Genomic DNA, 24,152 nt, shown 5'->3' with positions numbered 1-24,152 from the left:
CCTTCGCCCTTTCAGACGTGAGGCGAGATCTCTCCAAGTAAGGACGCACTCCTTCGCTGCGCAACCACCGGATTTACGCCACTTCGCTTTGGCCACGAGAGCTTCGCGGTTTCATGCCCGCTCTCCTGCTCAGCAGCACCTTCTATCCGGTTCTTGTACATCGGCTCGCGGTTTCGCTTCACGCTTCCTCCCCACAGTCAGTCGCCCTCCAGCAGTTGCGCTTCACTTCGTTATATGTCACCAGCTAACGACGGGATTTGCACCCGCAAGAGTGCGCCCATACTGGCGCACATAAAAAAACCACCCTGAGGGTGGTATTTTGGTCTAAGGGCGCCCAGCAAACTCGGGATAGTGTTTAGACTGCTTGCCAAGAAGGGATATTTGCTTTGTATCCCTCAGCCCCTGTCTTGATTAGGACACAGTTCAAAACTCCAGCACGATCAAAGCCGATCAAGATATTGTCACCCTCCTGAGCTTGGTCCATGACCGCGTTTCTTTGGAAATACAGACGGTGCTCTGTACGCGTCGGATGATCCGCCCTAGCGTCATACCACGTGACTTTTGCATTGTCTGATAGCGCTTTACCACGAAGATGAAACACAGCATTTTTTTCAAATTTTTCGAGGCCGAACATGTCTTTCAATTGCGACACGCCATTAAATTCGTGTTGTCTTGAGCGTTCCGGCCTTGCCTCGACTGCTGATAAAGTTTTCAAACAGGCAGGCTTTAAAATCAATGGATTACTTGACATCCCAACTCCTCAGATATATTGAAAGACCTTTGTACCTATTGTTACACAAAATTTCCCCAAAGGGACTTTGTTAGCTATTTTGATTAGGATGAAAAAAGCGCCAGACGAACATCTCGACATTACCCGGACCAATCTAGCTAAACGTCAAGCCAGCAATTACGCACAATTCTTCTTGCTAATTTTTCCTTATTGTGTTAAATTTTTATAAATATTCCGATGGGCGAGGCTGGCATTAATGTTGACTATTGCACTGAATTGCCACCGCCAAGCGTGCAGCCATGGCGCGCGCACTGGTAGTTGATGTTGATGTTGATGTTGATGTTGATGTTGATGATCGTACGCGAACTGAAGATCAACACCTATGAGACCACTTGGTCACCTCGCCAGATACCCATCCTTTTTGACCGGAGTTCTTCCTCGAAAAATGTTTTGAATGAAATTACATTGGGCTGCAACTTATATACCGTTGTGTCTGACTTCTTGAGCGATTCCGGCACCACCAGAATGATACCCTGCCGTGCCATATCTTTTATTGCATTTTCCGCGATACTCTCGTCGACGGTGGCAAGGAAAAGGTCGCAGTTCCTCATCTCCCCGTGGACTTGTTTCCACCGCTCCCGCAGAGTCGTTTTCGCACTGAGGACCAAGGCACCATCTCGGTCGCGTAGTGGGTCTATGTACTTTGCAAACGATGGCAGAACGAAGTCGGGTCGTTTCTTCGCGTCGGCAACAACTTGCACTTCATGTGGGATGCCGCCGTCGGCCAGCATACGTTCAATGTGCAGTTCGAACGACGCTCCGGCACGTGACTTTCGAGTCTGAGCTGCAGAAAGAAGAATTCCATCAATTTGAGAGAATTCGGTGACAATGTTCATCAGGACCTGATTGATACTGATTGCGTCAGGATCCGTCCCCAGAATGAGTTGAACCAGTTCCATTGACCGACGCCGTATCTCAAATGATTTGAAGATCTCGTATTCAAGCCCCCTGCTGATATCGAGCACGGCATCACCTGGGGCCTTCATTTTGAAGGGGTTGAAGTCGATGTTTCCGTGAAGGGCTTGGTACTCCTCTTGAGCGAGTCGCGCCATTTCGCGTGGCTTGGGTATGGATAAATGAGACAAAGCAAAAGCGCGGATTTCACCAGCTTGAAAGGCAGAAAGCGCCTTACCGATAAACTCAAACAGTTTTTCCTGCTGCGTCCGTATTACGCGTTCAGGTTCGAAAATTCCGGAACAAAACTGCGGGGGAAGATCGAACAGGTCCACAATGTATCGATAACCAGAGGAGGATGAATCGACAGTAGTAGCGCTGTACTGGGCATCAGCTCCGACCCCGGTTTTTGCGATCAGGAGCAAAGAAGCAGGATTCAGCCCGGCGAATGCCTCACGGGCAACTCTTGTTAGATGAGTTTCCTCATCTTTGCTGCGCCAGTTGACGAGTCTGGCTTCTTTGACGATCGGACAGTCGAGCGCAGGCCAAGATATATTAAACAATGCCTCAAAGATGGGTTTACCGCCAGGCTTAATCTTAGCAGGTGTCAGCGGAGGGAAAAAACCGCTGTCTCTTTCAGTCTTGAAAATGTAAGCACCGTCCTGATGCTTGTCTGGATCCTCTGTCCACTGCCAGTCGTTGAGAGCAAGTTTCTTGAGAAATATGCTGTTCGCACATTTGGTCAGCCGAATGATCAGCTCTGCGCTGTTGTCAACGACATCGTCCTGAAATAAGTTGCCAGTAGTCACACATCACTTTCTGTAGATGTAAAATCAGCGCTGCGGAATGCGCAAAGTATTACCACAGCACTGACGATACAGACTACCGCGCAACATTTCAATTATAAAAGTGCGTGTCCGCTCAATTACTAATAAAGGTATTTACATGGCTGAAATCAGGTTCCTGAAAAACGAGGCTTCGAAGATCGAGGGGCTCGCCTACGCAGGATTCGAGACTTTTCGCGGCTCGCCCTATCGAAGCTGCGCCCGCGAGACCGGTCAGAACAGCCGTGACGCAGCCGCTGGCAACGGGCCCGTTCATGTCTGCTTCAGGCTCCTGTCGATTGACCGTGCGAAAGTTCCGTTTGCCGACGAGCTCCAGAAGTCGATCACGAGCTGCCTCGCCGCTCCCGTAGACGGAAAAACAAAGCTACATCTGGAACGTGCTTACGCAACGATTAATGCGCCGCGCATCAAAATACTTGAGATTTCTGACAGGAATACCACTGGTCTTACAGGCCCCACCACCGATCCGACCTCAGTCTTCGCTGCGCTGGTGAAAGGAGATGGCGTGACAAACAAATCTGACGTCACGTCTGCTGGCTCCTTTGGTATCGGCAAAAACGCCGCCTATGCGGTATCGGATCTCCAGACGGTCATCTACACGAGCTGCTACCGAGATAGCTCAACAGAAGAAAAGAAATTCGCTGCGCAGGGACGATTGCGGCTAATCTCTCATACTGACGGCGAAAATAAATTTTCTGCGGAAGGATATTGGGGAAATACGGACTTCTCAGCGATCGAGGACAAATCCGAAGTTCCCTCATGGTTGTCCCGCGATGAGATCGGAACCTCCATTTTTTCCGTCGGTTTCAGGGAAACCGAAAACTGGGACGGCCGGGTTACGCTCTCACTGGTGACCAATTTTTTCCTTGCCATTGACCGCAGCGAAATTGAATTCACTGTAGGCGACTCGAAGCGTATGAACCAAGCATCACTAGACAGTATTCTGGCGTCATTAGAATTGCAGCAGATTGCAATTGATGCCGATGAGTCAGACGAGTTGAATCGAGCTCGTCGTCTTCTCGATTGCACAAGATCCGATGCTGCTTCAAAACACACCATCAGCGTGCCTGACCTCGGTGATTTCACGCTCAGTCTGCTGATTGAAAAGGACTTGCCACGTGAGGTACATGTGCTGAGAAACGGCATCTATATCGCTGATAATTTTTCAAAGTTCGCGGAACCAATGAAGCGATTTCCTGCAACGAGAGAATTCATAGCGGTCCTTGAACCGGCGCAGACCCCGGCGGGATACGCGCCAAGCAGCTTGTTGAAGCAGCTGGAGAATCCGGCTCATGACGCGTTTGAGCCGGAGCGTATTATTGATAACCAAGAACGGGAAGTCGCACGGAAAGCAATAAAGAACCTGATCAAGCAAGTGCGGGTAATTATTCGTTCAGCTGCCAAAATCGATGACACGCACCGCAGCCAGCTCAATGAACTTTCTCATTTATTTGCCGAAGGCGCGTCTGCGACTAGCGGCGGAGTTGGTAATGACGAAAAGGACCCTGAGGCTTTTAAATACGGCAAAGCGCAAAAGGGAAGCCGAAAGCGAAATCCGGGAATGCCGGGACCGGGTACAGGCGGGGGCAGGGGCACCGGTAGTGGGAAGAGTGGAAAAACTAAATCTGAGGGGGACACGGGTGGCCCGCTTCCTAGGCTCCGAAAGACCATACCGCTACACGGAATTCGGTCAAGGCTTACGGATCCAAAGGACGCGAGCAAGCGGCGCGTATTCCTCACCCCTGAGTCGGATTGCGAAATCGAACTCACAATCGCAGCATTCGGTCTCAAAGAGGATGTCATGCTTACTGTTGTTAATGCATCAGTGGGCAAGGTCTTGAACGGTCGAATCAGGACAAGCGCGAAAGCCGGACAGCGCATCATCGTAGACCTGACGTTCGAAGCGCCGTTTGGCGGACCGATCGAACTAAGCGCGCTCGCGCTGGTGCCAGCGTCGGTACATGAGGTCATCTAAGATGAAAATTTCAGAAACGACTAGCTATCCGCACCCAGTTCTCGCGCCGTGGTCGGAAGATATTGCCGGTGCGAGCATTGATACTGAAATCACTTTCCGCGAAAAAGACGAAGGAAGCCAAGTGTCAATCTACTTTTCGGCGAAGCTGGAGCATCCGAATATTGTACAACTGATACAGGAGGGTGACGCTACATTTGGCTGTTTGATTAGGTGCCAAGAAACAGGATTACGACGCCTTCAGCGGCTCGGATTTCCGACAGGGCTATTTCATTTTGCACCCGGCGCACTGTTAGGACGGGTTCAACTGAGGCCGATGGTTTGGTCCATCAAGCGCATCGACGGCTACAGTCCGGAAGGCGCGCATGCCGAATTTGGTAATGGTTGTGACATCGAGCGAGGGCAGATTCTCGCGCTTGACGATGAGCAAACCATCGACGTCACCCGACCACCACTGGCATCAATTGAGTCGATTTTCGAAATAATCGCTTCGGATCAGGTTCCAGAAGGGCGATTCGATATTGATACCGAATCTGAAAAAATTACGGTACACATGAACGAAAAGACCTATCTGCTTGTTCAGAGTCTCAGGGAAGAGAACGAAATTACCCGTAACGTCATTATGAACTCTCTCTACATCCCAGTCGTTATGCAGGTCCTTGACCAGCTCGCTGACGGATATGAGCAATTTGAACAATACCGATGGCTCCATCCGTTCAGGGGGAGGTGCGAGCTTGAAGGCATTGATGTTGAGAAGCCCGATTTGCTAAACCACGCGCAACGGTTGCTGGCAATGCCCTTTTCCGCGCTGAATCAACTGATCGAATCAAAAGAGGATGCACTGTGACTGAACCGCTTAAATTACTTTCGGCCTCCGTTGTTGACCGGCTTTCAAATGACTTGCAAATTAATTTCGATAGGTACCAATCCAACGGCTTTGCTGATCTTTCAATGCAGAACGGTTGGTCGATTGAGACAACGATCGCACGGTGGGACCCTGCTATCGCCGCAAAACTGGATGCTGCAAATACTCCTGAAGCAGAGATAAATAACTCACTCCTTATTTACACGGGAATGACTGGCATGACAGCCGCCTTGGCTAGAGAAGAGCGCCTCTGGGCGCGGCTTTGTCACGTCGAATGTCTGGACTATGCACGGCAACGTTGGCTAATTAAGAAGAGTGATCTCATTAACGCCGTACGTATCCATTTTTTCGCAGCAGGTCTTCCTGCTTGTCGCGACGATAACGCAATCGGACGTCTTTGGTGGAATGGTCACATCGCCGCACTCGCGTATCCTGAAGATGTCGAATACGGTTTACACTGCCTTCTGGCAAGGGCCAATATTCGGATGCAAATTATTGATCGTGCCGATACTGCCAACCGGCAACCGCTAATCCGTGAAATTTTCCACATGCCTGAAGTCATTGACTGGTTCGCCACCCACGACAAAGCGGTAGCTCACTTCATGCTAGAGGTAAACAACCGAAGTGGCGGTATTGTGTTTGAAGCAATGATGGAGGAAGAAATTCGGACACATCTTGCCCAGTGCTTAGATTTTGCAAAAGCGCGCATGCTTCACTCTGGAAAAGAGACGTTCTAAATCGTTTGCTGTTGGCGTTGCTCGTGCCGTAGACCACTAAGTGACGTCGCAGCCTGCTTGCTGGATTTTGGAAAAGCAGCGCGGTTCGTCCTCTCCTCTCTGTGGCGGGCGATAGCTGCCCACGTACGCCCCGAGAACTTGCTTCCCGATGCAGGTTGCATGGGTAATGCCACCACCGGCTGCAGCGCTGATCAAGCGCTATGTGTCTCCATGGTTCGATCAGGAGTCGCCACTCTTGACGATGGCAGACGACATACATTGATTTCTAACGGTGTCTTACCTCTAAACTGCCCATGTCAGTGTGGATTTTCGTGATTAACTGCGTAAGGTGATCGCCAAGCATCTCTGCATCCCATTTCAACCACCCCCGAAGAGCACACTCCCATACAGAAATGACTCGCCAGCCAGCGCTTCGCAGCGCAAAAATATCACGCTGATCGCGTTGTTGATTGGCGCTGATTTTTTTCATCCAGAACTCTTGCCTAGTCTGCGGAAGAGTGAAGAGATGGCAGTCGTGTCCATGCCAGAAGCATCCGTGCATGAAGATCACGGTGCGGTATTTCGGCAGCACTATATCAGGCTTTCCTGGGAGGCTGCTGACGTGCAGGCGATAGCGGAACCCGCGTGAAAACAGTAGCTTTCTGAGCAGTACTTCAGGGCCGGTATTTTTGCTCCGGATAGCCTTCATATTCCTACTACGGCGTTCCGGGGTATGCACGTCGGTCATTGTTCAGGCCGTCAACTTCTTCCGCTGTTCCTGCAAGCTCTTTGCTTGAAGAATTCGGCTTTTCATCAGTTTGGCGACGGCTGCAAAGACGCCAACGACAACGGAATTGCCGAATTGCCTGTAGGCCTGAGTATCCGACACGGGAATCTTGAAGTTAGATTCGCCCGGGCGGTCGTAGCCCATCAATCGCGCGCACTCAGATGGCGTAAGGCGGCGCGGCCGGTTCTTGATGTTCTTCTTGTGGTCAAACTCGAGGTCCGAGTTGAAGCCGCGGTCGATCAGAATTTCCGAGCCATCCTTATGGTAGCGCGCGGACAGCGTACGCGTCACCTCGTTTAGTTTTTCTGGCTTTACCAGTCCGTACCCAAAGCCGTTTCCCTTGGCCTTGTGTTTGATGGAGTAGTTAAACAGATAGCGCCAGAGGTTTTCGGTAAGGATATATTTCGGGTCGACCTTCTTTTCATCCTCAAGGATCTCACTCAGATTAGGCCTGTCTGACGGGTAGTGCTGACTGATATCTTTCAGTGTGAAACCATCATGAATATTCAGATCTTTCCGGAAACCCACGAGAACGATACGCTCACGGTGCTGGGGGACGAAGTGGCTGCCGTCGATGACCTTATAGTCGTTCGTGCCGATCTGTTCCGAGTCCGCCACCCAGTAGCCCAGTTCGTCGAGTGCCTTCATGATGGTACGGAAGGTATTACCTTTGTCATGGCTCTTGAGGTTCTTAACGTTTTCAAGGACAAACGCAGCTGGCTGTTTAGCAGCAATAATGCGGGCTACATCGAAGAACAGCGTGCCCTGCGTCTCATCTTCGAAACCGTGCTTCCGACCCAAGGAGTTTTTCTTTGAGACGCCGGCGATGGAAAATGGCTGACATGGAAAGCCAGCGAGCAGTACATCGTGATCCGGCACCCCTTCTTCGTTGATGTATTTATAGGCTTCAGCTTCGCTTTTTTCTGGTCTGTCACTCCACGTTACTTTACGAATGTCATCGTTGAAGGTGTGGTGTTGCGGGTCGGAGTAGTGATTTGCCTTATAGGTGCGCACCGCGAAGGGGTTCCATTCGCTAGTGAAAACACAACGCCCACCGATCTCCTCAAAACCACGCCTGATGCCGCCGATACCGGCGAATAGATCGATGAAATCGAAATCATAATGTGGATGGGACGCCGGTGCTTTTGGCAAAAGCGCTTCAAGGTGCTCATATTCGTGATGGCTAAGCCGCGGGCTGGCCTTGCCGCTGAGCCAGCGGTTAATCTTTTCCCGACTCCAGGAGTCAGGCGATTCTCTGTTCAGATACTCAGCAATATATTTCTGATCATAACTCTCAAGAGCTTTTTTCAGGAGTTTAAATCCATCATTGTCTGGTGCCATGTCCTTCTTGCTTTCTGGGTCAAATTTGTGATGCATTATCACTTATTTGACCCAGATAAGTAAAGTAATTTGACGATTTCCATATGAAATAACCGTGTTTGTCAACGTAGTTGTCACGTCATGTCAAAGTTGCTTACTGTAGTGCTTCTGGCTAAATCCGTTCTGGATTCAACCAGACCTGATCGTCCCGTTTCCAATTCCTCGTGTTTTGCGACTAGCGCCGAGAATTGTGGTTTTTAGCCGCGCGATAGACCTCATCACGACGTTGCAGAATCAGCGCATCCAAACGTGCGTGGCGCTGCGACGGTGTTACGAACTTCAAGCTGCTGTGCTTATGTTCGTGGTTGTACCAGCGCACGCATTTTTGCGTCCATTCCCGCGCTTCTTCTATAGTCCCAAACGATTTGCGCGGGTATTCATGGCGGTACTTACATATCCTGAACAGCGACTCTGCGTAGGCATCGTCGTTGCTCACACGCTGCCGACTGTTGCTCCAGCATGACGAGCATGGTCGAACTTTTCATGGCGGTACCATTTTCAGAATAGCGCACTAGTGGGCGACCGACCCGCCAACTCTTCAGCGAAGTTGGTACGGCGCACCAGCAGCGGAGCCAGTTCCACCGATTCGACCACATGTACCTCTTGGCCGACGATTTTGCAGCTGAATATGTCGAACACAATATACCAGTAATAATATTGCACCCTTCACTGGGGCTGCCATCCATGTAATATCCCAGCACCAGACTTGGTTCGGACCGGCAGTATAGTGGCCGGTAACTACGTGGCTAGTTGGCTTCTTTGCCCATACCCGGTCTATAGCAGCGTGAACGCTAATAGCGAAAGGAAAAATAATGTCCACTACCAAAGAAGAAAGTGCGCTGCTTGCCACTCATGCTCGTCAGTACTTCATCACGGCGCAGGAGCGCGAAGAGCTGCGGCTGGTCAAAGAAAGCGACGCTGCCGCGTTCCAGCGCATGCGCGAGCAGTATGCAGCGAGCATCCCTGCCTACGAGGAGGTGCAAGAACAAAGGCGCCTAGAACGGTCCGGGATGAGCGAAGAACAACGCAAGCGCCATGAGGCGCTCGACTTTGCGCGGGCGAATGTTGAGCTGTCAGGTGGCAAGATCAGCGAAGAAGCTGCAAAGCGCGGCCTGCGCTGGGCAAATGGTGAATCACCATGGATGAATACCTGGACGTTTCGCGGCCGCGATGAAGCCGTGACGGTCCGGGCCGGCATAGCTTCCTGGTGATTCATTAGCAAAGCTTATCAAAAGAAAATTGTTTCTGAAATGATAATATACTCCCCCGCAAATGCCGGCATATGGACCGGCATGGCCTCACGAACAGGAGCATCATTGAACTTTCCCGCAAAAACCACTGTCCTCATGCTGTCGCTGTGCGCGGCCCTGTCTGCTCCCATGTTGGCGATGGCGCAAGATGCGCCGTTGGATGATGCCGCTTTCGTGGCCGCGACCAAGACGCTGCAGTCGCCGCCGGGGCGCCTGAGCGAGCATGCGGTGTTGCGCGCCGAGATGATCAAGATGGTGGGCTATGCGCGCGGCAATTACACGGCGGGCGGCACGCTGATCGCGCGCCAGGTGTTCGACAGCCTGCGCTCGCAGTTCGATATCACGCGCACCATGTTGCCGGACGGGCGCATGGTGCTCACTTCCATCAATCCGGACCAGCGCGGTGCGCAGCGCGCCGCCGTGCTGTTCGATGCGCAGCGCAAGATGCAGGCGGTCGGCCTGGTCAATGAGCATTGCAAGCCAGCCGTTGGCGATGCGGTACCAGTTTGCCTGCCAGATACCCAAGGGGTGCTGACGGTGTTTTTGCCGGCCGGCGTACAGCAAGACGTGGCAGCGCCGCTGCTGGTGTGGGCGCGGCAGTTGCCGTCCCCGCTGGACCTGGCCGAACCGGAAGAGCAGCAGAAGATTGCGAAGGTGGAGTACTTCGTTGGCGAACCAAGCAAGCCGGGCTGGCAAGTGCGTGATATGCCGCCGCGTTTTCCTGCCATCCTAAAGCCCTTGCTGCTGCCGGAAAGCGAATTTAACAGCAGTTCCAGCGGTGGCAAGATCATCGCGCCAGCCGGCTTGGCGGGCATGCCTATGCGCACGGCCTCGGCGTAGGCATACACGCGGTTGCGTTTTTTGCCGATCACTTCCAGCACCATGCCTAGCGTACTTGCCATGGCATCGAGCGCCTTGCCCACCGTCGCGGCGGTCAAGCCGGTGGTCTTGCTCAAGGCGGCAATATTCAAGATGGGATGAGAATCAGCGCATTGAGGATTTGCCTGGCCGAACCCGCCAAGCGCCCCAGTTCCGCCAGCCGTGCCTTGTCTTGCGCCAGCAGCTGCGTCAGCGCCTAGGCCGTGCTGGCGGCCTGATTAGCGGTGGCGGCGATGGCATCGGCAAAGAACAGCAGCCATGCTTCCCAGTTGCCGCTGATACGTACCTGTTGCAGCAAGCTGTAGTAGGTTTCACGATGCTGTTTGAAAAACACGGAAAAATACAGCAGCGATTCCTGCAAAATACGGGCTTCCACCAGTATCAGCGGTATCAGCATGCGGCCGAGGCGGCCATTGCCATCCAGGAAGGGATGGAAGGAAGGATGGATGGATGGTTTCAAATTGCACATGCGAAAGTGCCGCCTTGATGATGGCGGCAGTCGGCTGCGGCACGTCGTTGATGAAGTTTTCCAGTGCCGTCCAGCAGTCAGCGAGCTGGCTGGCTGACTGCGGCACGAACGTTGCCTCGTCGGCACGATGGCCACCGATCCACACTTGATTGCGGCGAAATTCGCCATGGCTGCGCTGCACGCCCCTGCCCGACGTCATCAGCACTTGATGCACTTCCGTCTGCAATCGAAAACTGATGGGCTGCCCTTGCCGTATCCGTTCCCTGTGAGTCCACGTTGCATAGATTCGCTGAAGTTAACATGAATGGAGGCCTTACTTTAACTTAAGGAGAAAAATGAAATAATGAAATCCTTATTTTATGCTGGCGCTATCAAGCCGCCTTCGGCCAAAGCACTTCGCCAAAGGTTTGCAACATTGGCTCCAACTTGCCATCCAACATCGCGTCAAGACGCCGACGATCCTGGCGGCGATATCCTGATTGGTCTTGCTGCGCCAGACGGTTTGCGGCATGGCGTCGCTATAGCAATGTTGATCGAACAATAAGCGCACTTCCTTCATACTGTGGCGGCAGCAGGACAGTGCTCATCGTTTTCCACGCCCGTCTCACCATCCCGTCCCAGAAACCAGTACACTAGTTCCAGAGCGCAACTACTTTTGTACGCGCGCCATGCCGCCTGCCGTTGCCGGGAGGCTTCCCTGCCGCAAGGCGTGTTGTCTGCCTGGACAAATGCAATGTTCACTTCGCGCAGCCTGTCTCCTGCCTTCTATTACCTGTTCTTTTCAGGAGAACGGGAGCAGCAGCAGCGCTTTTTCAAGGAACTGCATTTCATTTCGATAGCGATCCTGACGTTTGGCCTGGCTTGCTGGCTGGTCACGTTCAGCCTGACCTTGTCGCGCGCTTCGCTCGATCATGCGCAGGCGGCGCTGGGCGTGGCGGGTATGCTGGTGGGGCTGCTGCTGACCGTTTATGCCAGGTCGCTGCAGGCCATCATCGTCAGCGGCACCATCAGCGTGCTGTTCATCGCTTTCGGCTTTCGCGCACTGATGCTGGGCACGGAAGACCCCGCTTTCTGGGTGTTGCCGCTGGGCGTGATGATCACCCTGACGACGGCCCCCATCTTTAGCGGCATCGCGTATTACCTGGGCGTATCACTGGGCGTGTGGGCCATCCTGGGGCTGGGGCAGTTTCCCGTGCATGCGGGCCAGGCCGACCAGCATTGGCCCGTGCTGGCCGTCACCATCAGCGTGATCATCGGCCTGGCGCTGAATATCTATTTTCTCGTCTTGCGCATCCATAACTACCGTTCCCAGCGCGAACTGGCGACGATGGCCTACAAGGATGGCTTGACCGGACTCAACAACCGACGCATGTTTACACAAAGCGCCCGCATCCTGCAGCGTACGGCGCACACACCCGCGTTTTTCCTGATGATCGACATCGACGACTTCAAGCAAATCAACGACGTGTACGGCCATGACGCGGGCGACGAGGTGCTGAAAAAGATCGCCGACGTCATCGCGGGGCTGTGTGGCGAGCACCTGTGCGGCCGCCTGGGCGGCGAGGAATTCGCCATCATTTACCTGGGCGAAAAGAACGCGGCCTGCGCCTTTGCCGCGCAACTGGTCGATAGCGTCGAGGCGGCTTTCGTGCCGGAACGCAAGGTGTCCGTCAGCATCGGCATGGCGGAAATGCTCAAGGAAGCGGACTTGTCGCACAGCTACCGGCGTGCCGATGAATCCTTGTATCAGGCCAAGAAAAGCGGCAAGAACCGCTACGTGCTCAACGCCGCCTGAACATCACCGTTGGGCGTGGCGTCGAGCAGCGCCAGCAAGGCTTGCGGTGAAATTTTCCATGGGTCGCGCTGCTCCGGGTCCACCTCGTACCAGCTGTCCAGGGCGCCGATCTTGAGGATGGTCAAGGGGATGTCCTTGCTCTCAAAGAAGGCCAGCATGCGGCGGATCAAACGGCTCACCTTGGCGTGCTCGTCCGTGTACAAGGAACAGGTATAGAAACAGCCCTTCTCTCCCATGCGCAATCTCCTGGCCGCGCCGAGACGCGATTGGAGCACGTACTTAAGCAGGAACTCGGTCACGACCTCATCGTCGACGGGAATACTGCAGGAAATGGTGATCTTGGCCATGACAACGGGGGACAGTGATTCAATAGCCAAGCTTAGCAGAAAGCGTTTCATTCCTGAAATGCTAAGATCGCGGCGCGCGCATGCCGGCAAGCGGATCGGTATGGCGTCTCGACAAGGATTGCCATTGAACACCCCAGGAAAATTCACTCTGCGCATGCTGTCGCTGTGCGCCACCCTGTGCCTGCCGCTTTCCAGCATGGCGCAAGCCATTTCTGCCGAGGATGCCGCCTTCGTGGCCGCCACCGTGCCCGTCTCCGTGCCGTCGCCGCCGCTCAGCCTGAACGAGCATCCCGAGATCCGCGCCGACGTCTTCAGGCTGCTCGGCTATGCGCGTGGCAGCTATACGCAGGACGACACCCTGGTCGCGCTCCAGGTACTCGACAGCATGCAGTCACTGGACGACATCACGCGCACCATGTTGCCCGACGGGCGCTCGGTGCTGGCCTCCATCGATGCCGGCACGCGCGGTGCATGGCGCGCCGCCATGCTGTTCGACCCGCAACGCAAGCTGTTGGCGCTGGGCCTCGTCAATGGCCATTGTGCGCCCGCCTGCCTGCCGTCCACGCATGCCGTGCTGACACTGTTCCTGCCACCAGGTGCAGAGGACGAGATGGCCGCGCCGCTGCTGGTGTGGGCGCGGCAGCGGCCACCGATGCTGGCACAGGCTGCGCCGGAGCAGCGGCAAAGCATTGCTGTGGTGGAATACATTACCACCCGCCCCGGCCAGCCCGGCTGGGAAGCGCGCGACGTGCCGCCCGGCTTTCCCGCCAGCTTGCTGCACCTGCTGTTGCCGAACGCGGAATTGACCGGCACGCCCACGGAAGCGGCCGAGGCCGGCGACGAGCCCATGCCCGATGCCAGCATCACCCTGCGCAGCTATGCCGATTTCCACTGGGTGCTCAACACCTACGCCAAGCTGGCCAAGGGCGCGCAAGTGAAGGGGCATGACGACAAGGTCGTGTTGACGGGCAACGATGCCAGCGGCCGCTACACGGTGACCTTGCGCGAACAGGGCAAGAAAGACAGCGTCTTCATCACCGTAGCCAGCTGGCAGACAAAATAAGCGTGAGCGCAGGGGAAACATTGCCATCACGCACAGGAGCATGGCATTTTGGCATTTTGCGGTATGATTTCCGGCCGTGCGGCGCGGCCCACTCCCTGCCTCGCCCACCCTGCCCTTCAAGCCTGCCACGCTTGCGTCGCATCCTGCCCTAAGGAATCATATGTTCGGTTTTAACTTGCGCGTTGCCAAGATGGTGTGGACGGCTTTCCTCATCGCCTTCTTGTTATTTCTCACCTACAAGGTCTCGTCGACCCTGATCGTGGTGGTGTTTGCCGTTTTCTTCAGCTATCTCGTGTATCCGCTGATCGGACTGCTGGAGCGCCATGGGCCGAAGCGCCTGCCGCGCACGGCCAATATCGGCATCGTCTTCCTGGTGGTGATCTTGCTGGTGGCGATACTGAGCTCCATCTTCGGGGCGCGCATCGAGGAAGAGGCTATCAAGCTCAGCGATCAATTGCCAACACTGCTTAAAGGCAATAATTTTGCCGAGCGCATCCCCTTGCCGGAATTCATGGAACCCTTGCGCGCGCGCCTGCTGTCATTCATGCAGACGCAGCTGAGCAGCGGTACGGGACAAGCCATGCCGCTGGCGAAGGAACTGGGCTTGACCGTCATGCATGCGGCCAGCAACCTGATCTATCTGGTGCTGGTGCCCGTGCTGAGCTTTTTGCTGATCAAGGAAGGGCCGGACATGCGCGACGGCTTGCTGTCCTTGCTGAACCGCCCGAACAAGAAGCTCTGGGGCGCCATCATCGATGACCTCGACATCTTGCTGTCGCGCTATGTACGCGCGCTGCTGCTGTTGTCGATCGCCACGTTTGTGTCTTACAGCATCGCCTTTTCCCTGATGGGCGTGCCGTACAGCCTGCTGCTGGCGGGCGCCGCCGCCTTGCTGGAATTCATCCCGTTTGCCGGTCCGCTGGCGGCCGCCATCATCGCTGTGGTCGTGGCCGGTTTCAGCGGCTTCGATCACGTATTCTGGCTGATCGGCTTTATCGCCGCCTACCGTTTGTTCCAGGATTACGTGGTCAATCCGTACCTGATGAGCGAAGGCGTGGAAGTGAGCCCGCTGATGGTGATCGTCGGCTTGCTGGCCGGCGACCAGTTGGGGGGCGTGGTGGGCATCTTCCTGTCCGTGCCCGTGATGGCGGCCATCAAGATCGTCTTCGTGCGCGCACGGGCGGCCTTGCAGGCGCGCCATGATGCGCATGAGAAAGCGGAACAGGCGGCAGAGGAAGCGCGCGCCCAGGCCCTGGCCGAGGCGGCGCTGCTGCAGGAACAGGGCAGCAAGGTGGCCCTGTAAGCGCAGTAATTTAAGCAGTCACTTAGAACTCTTCCCACTCGCCGCTGCTATCCGCGGCGGGCTTGGCTGGACGCGGCTTGGCGGCGGCAACAGGTGCTGCCGCAGCGCGGGCCGGCGCCAGGCGCACTGCCGGACGTTTCAAGGCCGTGCTGGCGGCGGCCACGACAGGCTTGCGCAAGGCAGGCTTGGCCGCTGCCGGGCCGCTGTGGGCGGCGTCGAGTTTGAAAATGCTGACCATTTCGGCCAGCGCCGCCGCCTGCTCCTGCATCGCTTCCGAAGCGGCTGCCGCTTCTTCCACCAATGCCGCATTTTGTTGCGTCACGGTATCCATTTCCGCCACCGCTTGATTGATCTGGCCGATGCCCAGTTCCTGCTCGTGGCCGGCGGCGCTGATTTCGCCCATGATGTCCGTCACGCGGCGAATGCTGGCCACGATTTCGTCCATCGTCGTACCCGTCTGGCTGACCAGCGCGCTGCCGGCACCCACATTCTGCACCGACGCTTCGATGAGCATCTTGATATCCTTGGCGGCGCTGGCCGAGCGGTGCGCCAGGTTGCGCACTTCTGTGGCGACGACGGCAAAGCCACGGCCTTGCTCGCCCGCACGGGCCGCTTCCACGGCCGCGTTCAAGGCCAGGATGTTGGTCTGGAAAGCGATGCCATCGATCACGCCGATAATGTCGGCAATCTTTTTCGACGATTCGCTGATGGAGCCCATGGTATCGACCACTTGCGCCACCAGCGCGCCACCCTTGACGGCCACGTCCGAGGCGGAGACGGCCAGCTGGTTCGCCTGGCGCGCATTGTCGGAATTCTGCTTGACGGTCGAGGTCAGCTCTTCCAGCGAGGAGGCCGTTTCTTCCAGGCTGGACGCTTGCTGCTCCGTGCGGCTGGAAAGGTCCAGGTTGCCCGAGGCGATTTCATTGCTGGCCGTGGCGATGGCGCCGCTGCCGTCGCGCACGCCGCGCACGGTGGTCGACAGGCGTTCCTGCATTTTCTGCAAGCCCGTCAGCAGAGCGCCCATTTCATCGTTGCGCGTGATGACGATGTCGTTGGCCAGGTTGCCGTCCGAAATGGCACCGAAATGGCGCAGAGCCTGGTCCAGCGGGCCGAAGATGGCGCGCAGCAGCAAGAAGCTGGAAATAATCGTCAGCAAAGCGCCGACGATCATGCCGATGATGGCCATGGTCACTTGCGTGCGGTAACTGGCCTGGCTTTCCGCATACATCGCGGCGGCCGAGGTGGCCTGGAATTGCGTCAATGTTTCGGCAGCCTGGTCCAAGGTACGGTAGAGAACCGACAAGCCCGTCATCATCAGCTTGTCCGCCTGCTCGATATTGTTTTCGCGCAAAGCCTTGCTCATGGCCAGCATGCCATTGTTAATATAGTCGTTGCGCTTCTTGTCCATGTCGTCGGACAGGCGCTTTTCTTCCGCGCTTTGCGGCAAGGCCAGGTACACCTTCCAGGACTTGTTGGAAGCCTCGATGAATTGCTCGGAGCGCGCCAGGATATCCTTGGCATCGGCCGCATCCGGGTGCACCATCACGCGGTCCATCGTAAAACGGGCGCGGCCCAGGGCGATTTGCGATTCGCCGATCGCCTGCGTCGAGGCTAGCTGGTTGCTGTAGACCTCGTTGAGGCTGTTGTTGGCCGATTTCAGGCTGATGATACTCATCACGCCCAGCAAGGCGATCAGCACGCCCAGCACACTCATGGTGGCAATCAGGCGCATTTTTATTGTTATATTCGACAGCATGCAATTTTCCTTGGTAAGGGCGCAACCATGCTTGCGCATGCCGGACGGATAACGGCAAGCACCAGATGGGCGGGGCAATTCTTAATTGTTCAGGACAAAATTCGGTCGATGGAGCGTGACTGGCGGCTGGGGGAAGGCGGCCCGCTCATCATCGTCAGGAGTGAAATACGGGGCAACAGGGTTGAGGTTTCCTGTACTTTTAATTTCCTGATCGCAAGATACAGGGAAAGATTAGCTGTAGCAATATGCAGCCGGGATTTTCACGCTTTGTAACAAGCGGATGATGTTTTTTGCGCAGAACTGGCATGTCGCAATCGTGCGCGGCCGCGTGGGAATGCCAGGTATGTTAATACATGGTTTCCGTAATGAGCTTGCCGTCGAGCATAGTCAGTATTTGCCCCGGCATCGCCTTCTTTCACTGCCCCTGTTTCACGTCGTCGACATACAAGCCGCCACCGCCAGGTTCGACCCACTGGCCCTGCTTCTTGCCATTCACATAGTTGCCCTGCCATTGCACCACGCCATCGATGCGGCGCTCGCTGGGGCCGTTCAAGCGGTCTTTCACAAAATGGTCATAACCGGTGAAACTGTGCATGTCCGCTGCGCGCCATTCGGCCACGCCCGGGCTCACTTCCCAGCGGCCCGTGCGCTGGCCCCGCTGCATCATGCCCGTGGTGGTTTCATCGCCGCTCTCATACGTCCACGGCCCCTCGGCCTTGTCGTCGACAAAGGCGCCAGACGAGCGGATGGTGTCCGGCTCCTCGAAGTGCCATACGCCCGTACGCTTGCCCTGCGCATACAGGCCACGGGCAAACACGCTGCCCACGCAGCAATTCACGTCGTATTCGATAAATACGCCATCCTGGCTGGCGGCAAAGCGCTGCGGCTGCGTTTCCCAGGTGATCCACTTGACGTGGTAACTGGGTGCGCGGCTCCCTTGCCAGCCCTTGCCCAGCAGATACGTGACGGTCAGAAAATGGCCCTCTTTTTCCTGGAAGGTTTTTTTATAGGCAAACGCGGGCGCGTCGGCCGGTTTGTCCGGCAGTAACTCGCCGTCGATATTGAAATAGCCGACCAGCGTGCCATGCGCATGCTCGATGGCGTCGAACTCGGCCACGCCCGTGGGTGCGTAGGCTATGCTGTGGTCGATCAGCGGCACATGGGCCAGCGCCGTGCGCACCTGCGCCTCGTCCATGGTTTTCGCGCCGCGTTCGACGGTGCTGGCGGTGGCCATCAGCTTACCCTCGTAAAACCGCGCCGCTTGCGCTGGCGCCAGGGTGCCCAGCGCCAGCAGCGCCGCCATCGTGCTCATCCCAAATGTTTTCCGCATGCCAACTCCACTGCCCAAAAGCGCCATTATGCATGGCCATTCAGGCAGTACCGGACACCCCAGGACGGTAGCGGCCAAACAACGGTCGCTGCACCGTCTGCGCCAGCAGCACGCCCAGCAGCGAGATACCGCCGCCAACCAGGTGATACATATGCATGCTTTCGTGCAGCCAGGCGATGGCCAGCAAGGCCGTCAACAAAGGCAACAGGTTGACGTAGATGCTGCAGCGGTTCGGCCCCAGCAGTTTGACGCCTTCGATCCACAGGTAAGACAGCACGATGGACGAGCCGATGCCCGCATAGCCGATCAGGGGCAAGGTGGTGGCGTCCAGCCTGGCGCTACCGGGCGGCAACAGCAGGAACAGCGGCAGCATGCACGCCAGGGCCGCCAGCGCCTGGCAATAAATGGCTTGCCAGGCGGGAATCGTTAAACGCCAACGGCGCAGCAGCACGCCGTACAGGGCGAAGATCAGGCAGGCCAGCAGCATCAGCGCGTCACCCGCATGCACGCCCTGCTGCAGCAAGGCCAGCATATCGCCGCGCCCTACCAGGTACAGCAAGCCGCCAAACGACAGCACGCCGCCGGCCGCCATGCCCAGCGTCAGGCGCTCGCCCAGCAGCAGCACGCTGAGCAGGGCCGTCATCAGCGGCGCCAGCGCCGTGACGATGGCCATGTTCGTCGCCGTCGTCGATTCGGCGGCGCGATAAGACAGGCTCTGGAACAGCGCCATCGACATCACGCCGCACAGGGCCAGCTGCCACCACTGGCGCCGGATGGCGGCGCGGTTGCGCCACAGGGAGCGGGCGATAAACGGCGTCATCACCAGCAAGACCAGCACCAGGCGATAAAAGGTAATGGCCGTGGGGGCGATGCTGGACGCAGCCAGCTTCGAGACGACGACGTTGCCGGCCCACAGCAGCATGGCCAGAAACGGATACAGATAGGCGCGCACAGGCATGCGAGGCTCCATAAATCATTGCGGGGGAACCATCATGCCGCAGGCACGTCGCGTCTTCTCGCGCTAAAATGTCCATTCCTATCGCAAAACTGACCTTATTTTTATGGATTGTTCCTCCCCCACCTTTCAGGAATTGCTGCCCGTGACGGCGCGCGCCATGGCGCTGGCCGTCGACTATGCGCATGGCCACGTGATTTCCGTGCACCGCCACACGCATGCGCAATTGCTGTACGCCATCGAGGGCGTGATGACCATCGAAGCGCAAGGCGGGCGCTGGGTGGTGCCGCCCACGCGCGGCGTATGGCTGCAGCCCGGCATCGCGCACCAGGTGCGCATGAGCGGCGCGGTCAAAATGCGCACCGTCTTCATCGATTGCGCCAGTTCACCATTGCTGCCGCGCCACAGTTGCGTGCTCGACATCAGCCCCCTGCTGCGGCAACTGATCGTGGCAGCCGTCGACATCGCGCCCGATTTCACGCAAGGCAGCCGCGACTGGCATCTGCTGCAACTGCTGTTGCACGAGCTAAACAGCCTGCCCGTGCTGCCCCTGCATCTGCCGCTGCCCTTGGACGCGCGCCTGCGCGGCATTTGCGCGCGGCTGATGGCACAACCGGGAGAACAAGTGACGGTGGCGCACTGGGCGCAGGAACTGGCGATCACCGAGCGCAGCCTGCACCGGCTGTTCCAGAAACAGACGGGCATGCGCTTTGGCCAGTGGCGCCAGCAAGCCCGTTTGCTGCGAGCGCTGGAACAATTGGCGCACGGCAGCAAGGTCATCGACGTGGCCATGGACAACGGCTACACCAGCCAGAGTGCGTTTACGGCCATGTTCAAGAAACATTTCGGCACCACGCCCACCGCGTTTTACCAGGCTAAAGTCATCGCTGCATAAAAAAAAATGCTGCTATGCATCAATAATCATGGGCGAGAGTCACCTCTCTTGTTATCATCGCAAGCCTTATCGCAGCGCGCCCATCCTGGCAGCGATGTTGACCTCAATCACACCACCATGACACAGAATTTCTTCCAGACATTTATCCTGCTCTTGCTCGTCACCGATCCGTTCGGCAACGTTTCCCTGTTCGTCAATGCCCTGAAGCGGGTACCCATCGAGCGGCGCTGGAAAGTCGTGGTGCGCGAATGCATGATCGCCTTCGGCATCTTGCTGCTATTCATGTTCTTCGGCCGCCACTTCCTGAACGCCTTGCAATTGTCGGAAGTGGCGCTGCGCATCGGCGGCGGTGTGATTTTGTTCCTGATCGCCATGCGCATGGTGTTCCCACAACCGAACGCGGGCAATAGCGACCACGAGATGGCCGGCGAACCGTTCATCGTGCCGCTGGCCATCCCCGCGCTGGCCGGCCCGTCGGCCCTGGCCACCGTGCTGCTGTTTTCCTCGCATGAAGTCAATGAAGTGATCGCCCACGTCGCGGGGCTGACGGCCGTGGCCGTCGTCTGGCTGGCCGTCTTCCTGTGCGCCGAACGCTTGCAGCGGGCGCTCGGTCCACGGGTCATGACGGCGTTCGAACGCCTGATGGGCTTGATCCTGACGGCGATGGCCATTGAAATGTTGTTGGCCGGCATACGCGCATTTTTGAAGTCTGTATAAAATAGCCTTTCATTCATTCACGGAGGTTTGTCCATGAGCCGTTGCGCCCACATTTGCCTGATGGCCGATTACAACCAGTGGATGAATGCCAAGGTCTACGCGGCGGCGGCCAGCCTGCCGCCCGGCGAGCTGCAGCGCGAGCGGGGCGCCTTTTTTGGCTCCCTGCTGGCCACCCTGAACCACGTGATGGTGGGCGACACCCTGTGGCTGCAGCGCTATGCAAAACATCCGGCCGGCTTTCCCCTGCTCGACCCCATCCGCGCCATCACGCCGCCCGCCTCGCTCACGCACCCGCTGTTCGCGGCCGAGGATTTTGCCGCCATGCATGCGCACCGGCTGTGGCTGGACCAGCTCATCATCGACTGGGCCGCCTCCATCCGCGAAGAAGACCTGGACCATTTGCTCGATTACCGCAACAGCAAGGGGCCGAACCGGCGCGAATTCTTCAGCCTGCTCATGCATTTCTTCAATCACCAGACGCACCACCGGGGCCAGGCCAGCACCCTGCTGTCGCAAACCGGTGTCGACCTGGGCGATACCGACCTGCTGTTCCGCATTCCCAACCATCTCTGAGGAATTCCGGGAAAGTATTATATATATGTTGATACCTGATAAAAATCAGGCAAGTTAACAGAAATATCCGGTTATAAAATATATTTTCGGATTACATGAATCATTCGAACTTTGCAAGCACTTTAAGGCAATAGTGCGGTGAATTCGTAGCGTGCGCGATATCAATTCCTCATCGAATGCGTTACCATGACGTTTGTTCCCCATCGGCAGCAATCTTTATCCCACTCGGCGACCTGTTTGCCTGCCAATTTGGTGACCAGTGGACAGGAAAGCCAACCCAGCAGCCTCGTCCCGGCAGTATGGCGACAGTACCTGATCAAGCCCTCTCCCGGGCCAATCCGAACGACGTTCGGCGAAGCAAACTTTCCATAAGCAGATTGGTGTCCGCTTTGTTTGCAAAGAATGGATTCTTTGACGTATGAAAAACAAATTTTTGAAGTTATCCCGCCGGCACAAACAGATGATAGCGGCTGGTGCCGACCTCGTCTGCCTGCCAATAATGTTCTACTTTGCGCTGTTCCTGCATTTCGACAGCCTGAGCATGGCACTCCTCATCGAATACAAATGGCCGGCTTTTGCCGCGGCCATCACCGCCGTGCCAATCTTTATCAAACTGGGCCTGTACCGCGCCGTAGTGCGCTATATCGACCAGAAGATCATTTCCACAGTGGTGCTGGGTAGCACGCTGTCGGTACTCATGTTGGCCATCATCGTACATATCCTGCAGCCGGGGCATTTATCGCTGCCCCCTTTCCTGATCTACTGGGTCACCTCCATCATCTACGTACTGGCCAGTCGCTATACCGCGCGCGGCTATTTCGTCGGTTTGCGCGAGCGCTCCAACAAGACCCGCGTTGCCATCTATGGCGCAGGCAAGGCAGGCAGCATGCTGGCCAATGCCTTGAAGCCAAGCAGCGAATACCTGCCCGTCATCTTTATCGATGATTCCGCACAACGGCAAAATACCACCATCCACGGCATTAAGGTCTATCCGGCGAAGCAGATTGAACAATTGGCAAAAAGCATGCGCATCAGCACCGTGCTGCTGGCACTACCGTCGATCTCGCGTCGCGAGCAACGCAAAATCCTCGACCGCCTGTCGACCCTGCAACTGAAGATCAAGGTCACGCCATCGATCACCAGCCTGGTCAAGGGTATTGCCCGCGTCGAAGACGTGCGCCAAATCGAAATCGAAGACTTGCTCAGCCGCGACCCGGTCGCGCCCGATCCGAAGCTCTTATCGGTATGCATCCACGGCAAGGCCGTCCTGGTCAGCGGCGCCGGCGGCTCGATCGGCTCCGAACTGTGCCGTCAGATCGTTGCCCTGAATCCGAAGCGACTGGTATTGCTCGATATTTCAGAATATGCGCTGTATACAATCGAACAGGAATTGCGCGGCTACTGCGCCAGCCATGAACTCGACATCGAACTGGTCGCCTGCATCGGTTCCGTGCTCGACACGGAAAAATGCCAGCGCCTGATGCACACGTTCGAGATCCACACGGTGTACCATGCGGCAGCCTACAAGCACGTGCCGCTGGTCGAACACAATCCCATCGAAGGCATCCAGAACAATGTCTTCGGCACGCTCAGCCTGGCCAAGGCGGCCGTTGCCGCCCGCGTCAAGTGTTTCGTCCTGGTATCAACCGACAAGGCCGTGCGCCCAACCAACGTAATGGGCGCCACCAAGCGCCTGGCCGAACTGGTGCTGCAGGCATTCGCCCGCCAGGGCGGCGGCACGCGCTTCTCGATGGTACGTTTCGGCAATGTGCTTGGCTCCTCGGGTTCCGTGGTGCCGCTGTTCCGCAGGCAAATCGCCGGCGGCGGCCCGATTACCCTGACCCATCCGGATATCACCCGTTACTTCATGACCATTCCGGAGGCGGCACAACTGGTGCTGCAAGCCGGCTCGATGGGCACCGGTGGCGACGTCTTCGTGCTCGACATGGGCGAACCGGTGCGCATCGTCGACCTGGCGGTACGCATGGTGCACCTGAGTGGCCAGGAAGTGCTCAGCCCTTCCACGCCGGACGGCAAGATCGAAATCCGCTATGTCGGCCTGCGTCCCGGTGAAAAACTGTACGAAGAATTACTCATAGGAAACAACGTAACCGGTACCGAACATCCCTTGATCATGCGCGCCCAGGAATCGGAAATCGACTGGCCCTTCCTCGACATCATGCTCAAGCAACTCAACGACGCCTGCCAGCGCTTCGACCACGCGGCAATCCGTGCCCAGTTGCTGAAAATGGTCAGCGAATACCGGCCCGCATCGGAGATCGCCGATACCATCTGGCAACAGGTTCAGGTGGACGAAATCAAGATCAGGAATAACGTGACCATATCAAGCTAAGCGGGTGAAACCTGAGAGTGCTTGGTAGTGCACTGAACCCCAGACATGGCTACCATGTTTGGGGTTTTTATTAAAAACCATATATTAGTATATTAATAAGTCTCGCATCAGCTTTCAATTACTGTTGGAAACGATCTTGCTTGTCTATCTGATGCTTTATACCCATTACCTTCCACTACACACTGTCGGTTAGACGGGTAATCCCCGCATTTTTTGAT

The 24,152-nt window shown here is 56.4% G+C and carries 22 protein-coding genes and 2 pseudogenes; 13 read left to right on the top strand and 11 right to left on the bottom strand.

Features of this window, described 5'->3' with window-relative positions:
* Positions 1–355: 355 nt before the first annotated feature.
* Positions 356–751, bottom strand: coding sequence for a type II restriction endonuclease (locus tag CLU93_RS13085; protein ID WP_099761774.1), 396 nt, complete (start codon positions 749–751; stop codon positions 356–358).
* Positions 752–1,110: 359 nt separating this feature from the next.
* On the bottom strand, positions 1,111–2,493 hold the full coding sequence (locus tag CLU93_RS13080) for a type II restriction endonuclease (RefSeq protein WP_099761772.1): 1,383 nt from the start codon (positions 2,491–2,493) through the stop codon (positions 1,111–1,113).
* Positions 2,494–2,629: 136 nt separating this feature from the next.
* Here CLU93_RS13080 and CLU93_RS13075 point away from each other — a divergent pair, with 136 nt between their 5' ends.
* From CLU93_RS13075 to CLU93_RS13065, 3 genes are read left to right on the top strand one after another with little or no spacing between them, the layout of a single operon-like run.
* Positions 2,630–4,504 (top strand): hypothetical protein, encoded by a 1,875-nt coding sequence (locus CLU93_RS13075; RefSeq protein WP_099761769.1) that lies wholly within the window; start codon positions 2,630–2,632, stop codon positions 4,502–4,504.
* Position 4,505: 1 nt separating this feature from the next.
* On the top strand, positions 4,506–5,348 hold the full coding sequence (locus tag CLU93_RS13070) for a hypothetical protein (RefSeq protein WP_099761767.1): 843 nt from the start codon (positions 4,506–4,508) through the stop codon (positions 5,346–5,348).
* On the top strand, positions 5,345–6,103 hold the full coding sequence (locus CLU93_RS13065) for a DUF6339 family protein (RefSeq protein WP_143451738.1): 759 nt from the start codon (positions 5,345–5,347) through the stop codon (positions 6,101–6,103). The genes CLU93_RS13070 and CLU93_RS13065 overlap by 4 nt, the downstream gene beginning before the upstream one ends.
* Before the next feature lie 265 nt (positions 6,104–6,368).
* Here the strand turns inward: CLU93_RS13065 and CLU93_RS13060 are convergent, their stop codons facing one another.
* From CLU93_RS13060 to CLU93_RS28575, 3 genes and pseudogenes are all read right to left on the bottom strand, one after another.
* The gene (locus tag CLU93_RS13060; RefSeq protein WP_099761762.1) at positions 6,369–6,830 is read right to left on the bottom strand and encodes a very short patch repair endonuclease; all 462 of its coding nucleotides are present in this window, start codon (positions 6,828–6,830) and stop codon (positions 6,369–6,371) included.
* A gap of 3 nt (positions 6,831–6,833) precedes the next feature.
* A complete protein-coding gene (dcm, locus tag CLU93_RS13055) occupies positions 6,834–8,210 on the bottom strand; it encodes a DNA (cytosine-5-)-methyltransferase (protein ID WP_099764370.1) in 1,377 nt (458 codons plus the stop codon).
* Positions 8,211–8,361: 151 nt separating this feature from the next.
* Positions 8,362–9,012: pseudogene (locus tag CLU93_RS28575) on the bottom strand (transposase); the annotation flags it as partial.
* Positions 9,013–9,061: 49 nt separating this feature from the next.
* Between CLU93_RS28575 and CLU93_RS13045 the strand changes: the two are divergent.
* Together CLU93_RS13045 and CLU93_RS28440 are read left to right on the top strand one after the other, a co-directional pair.
* The gene (locus tag CLU93_RS13045) at positions 9,062–9,460 is read left to right on the top strand and encodes a hypothetical protein (RefSeq protein WP_099761757.1); all 399 of its coding nucleotides are present in this window, start codon (positions 9,062–9,064) and stop codon (positions 9,458–9,460) included.
* Between the two features lie 105 nt (positions 9,461–9,565).
* Positions 9,566–10,339, top strand: a complete 774-nt coding sequence (locus CLU93_RS28440; RefSeq protein WP_218968335.1) for a hypothetical protein — start codon at positions 9,566–9,568, stop codon at positions 10,337–10,339.
* A gap of 235 nt (positions 10,340–10,574) precedes the next feature.
* On the opposite strand, the gene CLU93_RS28570 is transcribed toward CLU93_RS28440, so the two are convergent.
* Together CLU93_RS28570 and CLU93_RS28830 are read right to left on the bottom strand one after the other, a co-directional pair.
* Positions 10,575–10,847, bottom strand: a complete 273-nt coding sequence (locus tag CLU93_RS28570; RefSeq protein WP_257224952.1) for a Fic family protein — start codon at positions 10,845–10,847, stop codon at positions 10,575–10,577.
* 34 nt (positions 10,848–10,881) lie between these two features.
* Positions 10,882–11,046: pseudogene (locus tag CLU93_RS28830) on the bottom strand (Fic family protein); the annotation flags it as partial.
* A gap of 144 nt (positions 11,047–11,190) precedes the next feature.
* Here CLU93_RS28830 and CLU93_RS27865 point away from each other — a divergent pair.
* The gene (locus tag CLU93_RS27865; protein ID WP_143451737.1) at positions 11,191–11,391 is read left to right on the top strand and encodes a hypothetical protein; all 201 of its coding nucleotides are present in this window, start codon (positions 11,191–11,193) and stop codon (positions 11,389–11,391) included.
* A gap of 189 nt (positions 11,392–11,580) precedes the next feature.
* Positions 11,581–12,642 (top strand): GGDEF domain-containing protein, encoded by a 1,062-nt coding sequence (locus CLU93_RS13035; protein ID WP_099761755.1) that lies wholly within the window; start codon positions 11,581–11,583, stop codon positions 12,640–12,642.
* Here CLU93_RS13035 and CLU93_RS13030 read toward each other — a convergent pair.
* Positions 12,621–12,878: a hypothetical protein gene (locus CLU93_RS13030; RefSeq protein ID WP_143451736.1), complete on the bottom strand. Its 258-nt coding sequence runs from the start codon at positions 12,876–12,878 to the stop codon at positions 12,621–12,623. The two genes, CLU93_RS13035 and CLU93_RS13030, sit on opposite strands and share 22 nt — an antisense overlap.
* Before the next feature lie 235 nt (positions 12,879–13,113).
* Here CLU93_RS13030 and CLU93_RS13025 point away from each other — a divergent pair, with 235 nt between their 5' ends.
* Positions 13,114–14,052: a hypothetical protein gene (locus tag CLU93_RS13025; protein ID WP_143451735.1), complete on the top strand. Its 939-nt coding sequence runs from the start codon at positions 13,114–13,116 to the stop codon at positions 14,050–14,052.
* 160 nt (positions 14,053–14,212) lie between these two features.
* Positions 14,213–15,355 carry an AI-2E family transporter gene (locus CLU93_RS13020; RefSeq protein WP_099761749.1) on the top strand — a complete coding sequence of 381 codons (1,143 nt, stop codon included), beginning with the start codon at positions 14,213–14,215 and terminating at the stop codon, positions 15,353–15,355.
* 22 nt (positions 15,356–15,377) lie between these two features.
* Here the strand turns inward: CLU93_RS13020 and CLU93_RS13015 are convergent, their stop codons facing one another.
* From CLU93_RS13015 to CLU93_RS13005, 3 genes are all read right to left on the bottom strand, one after another.
* Positions 15,378–17,111, bottom strand: a complete 1,734-nt coding sequence (locus CLU93_RS13015) for a methyl-accepting chemotaxis protein (RefSeq protein WP_099761747.1) — start codon at positions 17,109–17,111, stop codon at positions 15,378–15,380.
* A gap of 415 nt (positions 17,112–17,526) precedes the next feature.
* Positions 17,527–18,441 (bottom strand): toxin-antitoxin system YwqK family antitoxin, encoded by a 915-nt coding sequence (locus CLU93_RS13010; RefSeq protein WP_143451734.1) that lies wholly within the window; start codon positions 18,439–18,441, stop codon positions 17,527–17,529.
* Between the two features lie 40 nt (positions 18,442–18,481).
* Positions 18,482–19,399, bottom strand: coding sequence for a DMT family transporter (locus tag CLU93_RS13005; protein ID WP_099761742.1), 918 nt, complete (start codon positions 19,397–19,399; stop codon positions 18,482–18,484).
* A 103-nt stretch (positions 19,400–19,502) separates the two neighbouring features.
* Here CLU93_RS13005 and CLU93_RS13000 point away from each other — a divergent pair, with 103 nt between their 5' ends.
* The 4 genes from CLU93_RS13000 (at position 19,503) to CLU93_RS12985 (ending at position 23,934) form a co-directional block, all read left to right on the top strand.
* Positions 19,503–20,291: an AraC family transcriptional regulator gene (locus tag CLU93_RS13000; protein ID WP_099761740.1), complete on the top strand. Its 789-nt coding sequence runs from the start codon at positions 19,503–19,505 to the stop codon at positions 20,289–20,291.
* A 117-nt stretch (positions 20,292–20,408) separates the two neighbouring features.
* On the top strand, positions 20,409–21,008 hold the full coding sequence (locus CLU93_RS12995) for a MarC family protein (protein ID WP_099764369.1): 600 nt from the start codon (positions 20,409–20,411) through the stop codon (positions 21,006–21,008).
* Positions 21,009–21,041: 33 nt separating this feature from the next.
* Positions 21,042–21,581: a DinB family protein gene (locus CLU93_RS12990; protein WP_099761738.1), complete on the top strand. Its 540-nt coding sequence runs from the start codon at positions 21,042–21,044 to the stop codon at positions 21,579–21,581.
* A 418-nt stretch (positions 21,582–21,999) separates the two neighbouring features.
* Positions 22,000–23,934, top strand: a complete 1,935-nt coding sequence (locus tag CLU93_RS12985; RefSeq protein WP_099761736.1) for a polysaccharide biosynthesis protein — start codon at positions 22,000–22,002, stop codon at positions 23,932–23,934.
* Positions 23,935–24,152: the final 218 nt, after the last annotated feature.

It is taken from the genome of Janthinobacterium sp. 35 (assembly GCF_002754575.1).
GTDB lineage: Bacteria > Pseudomonadota > Gammaproteobacteria > Burkholderiales > Burkholderiaceae_D > Janthinobacterium > Janthinobacterium tructae.
Note: the sequence above shows the minus strand (reverse complement) of the source record. Positions and strands in the feature narration are given on the sequence as shown.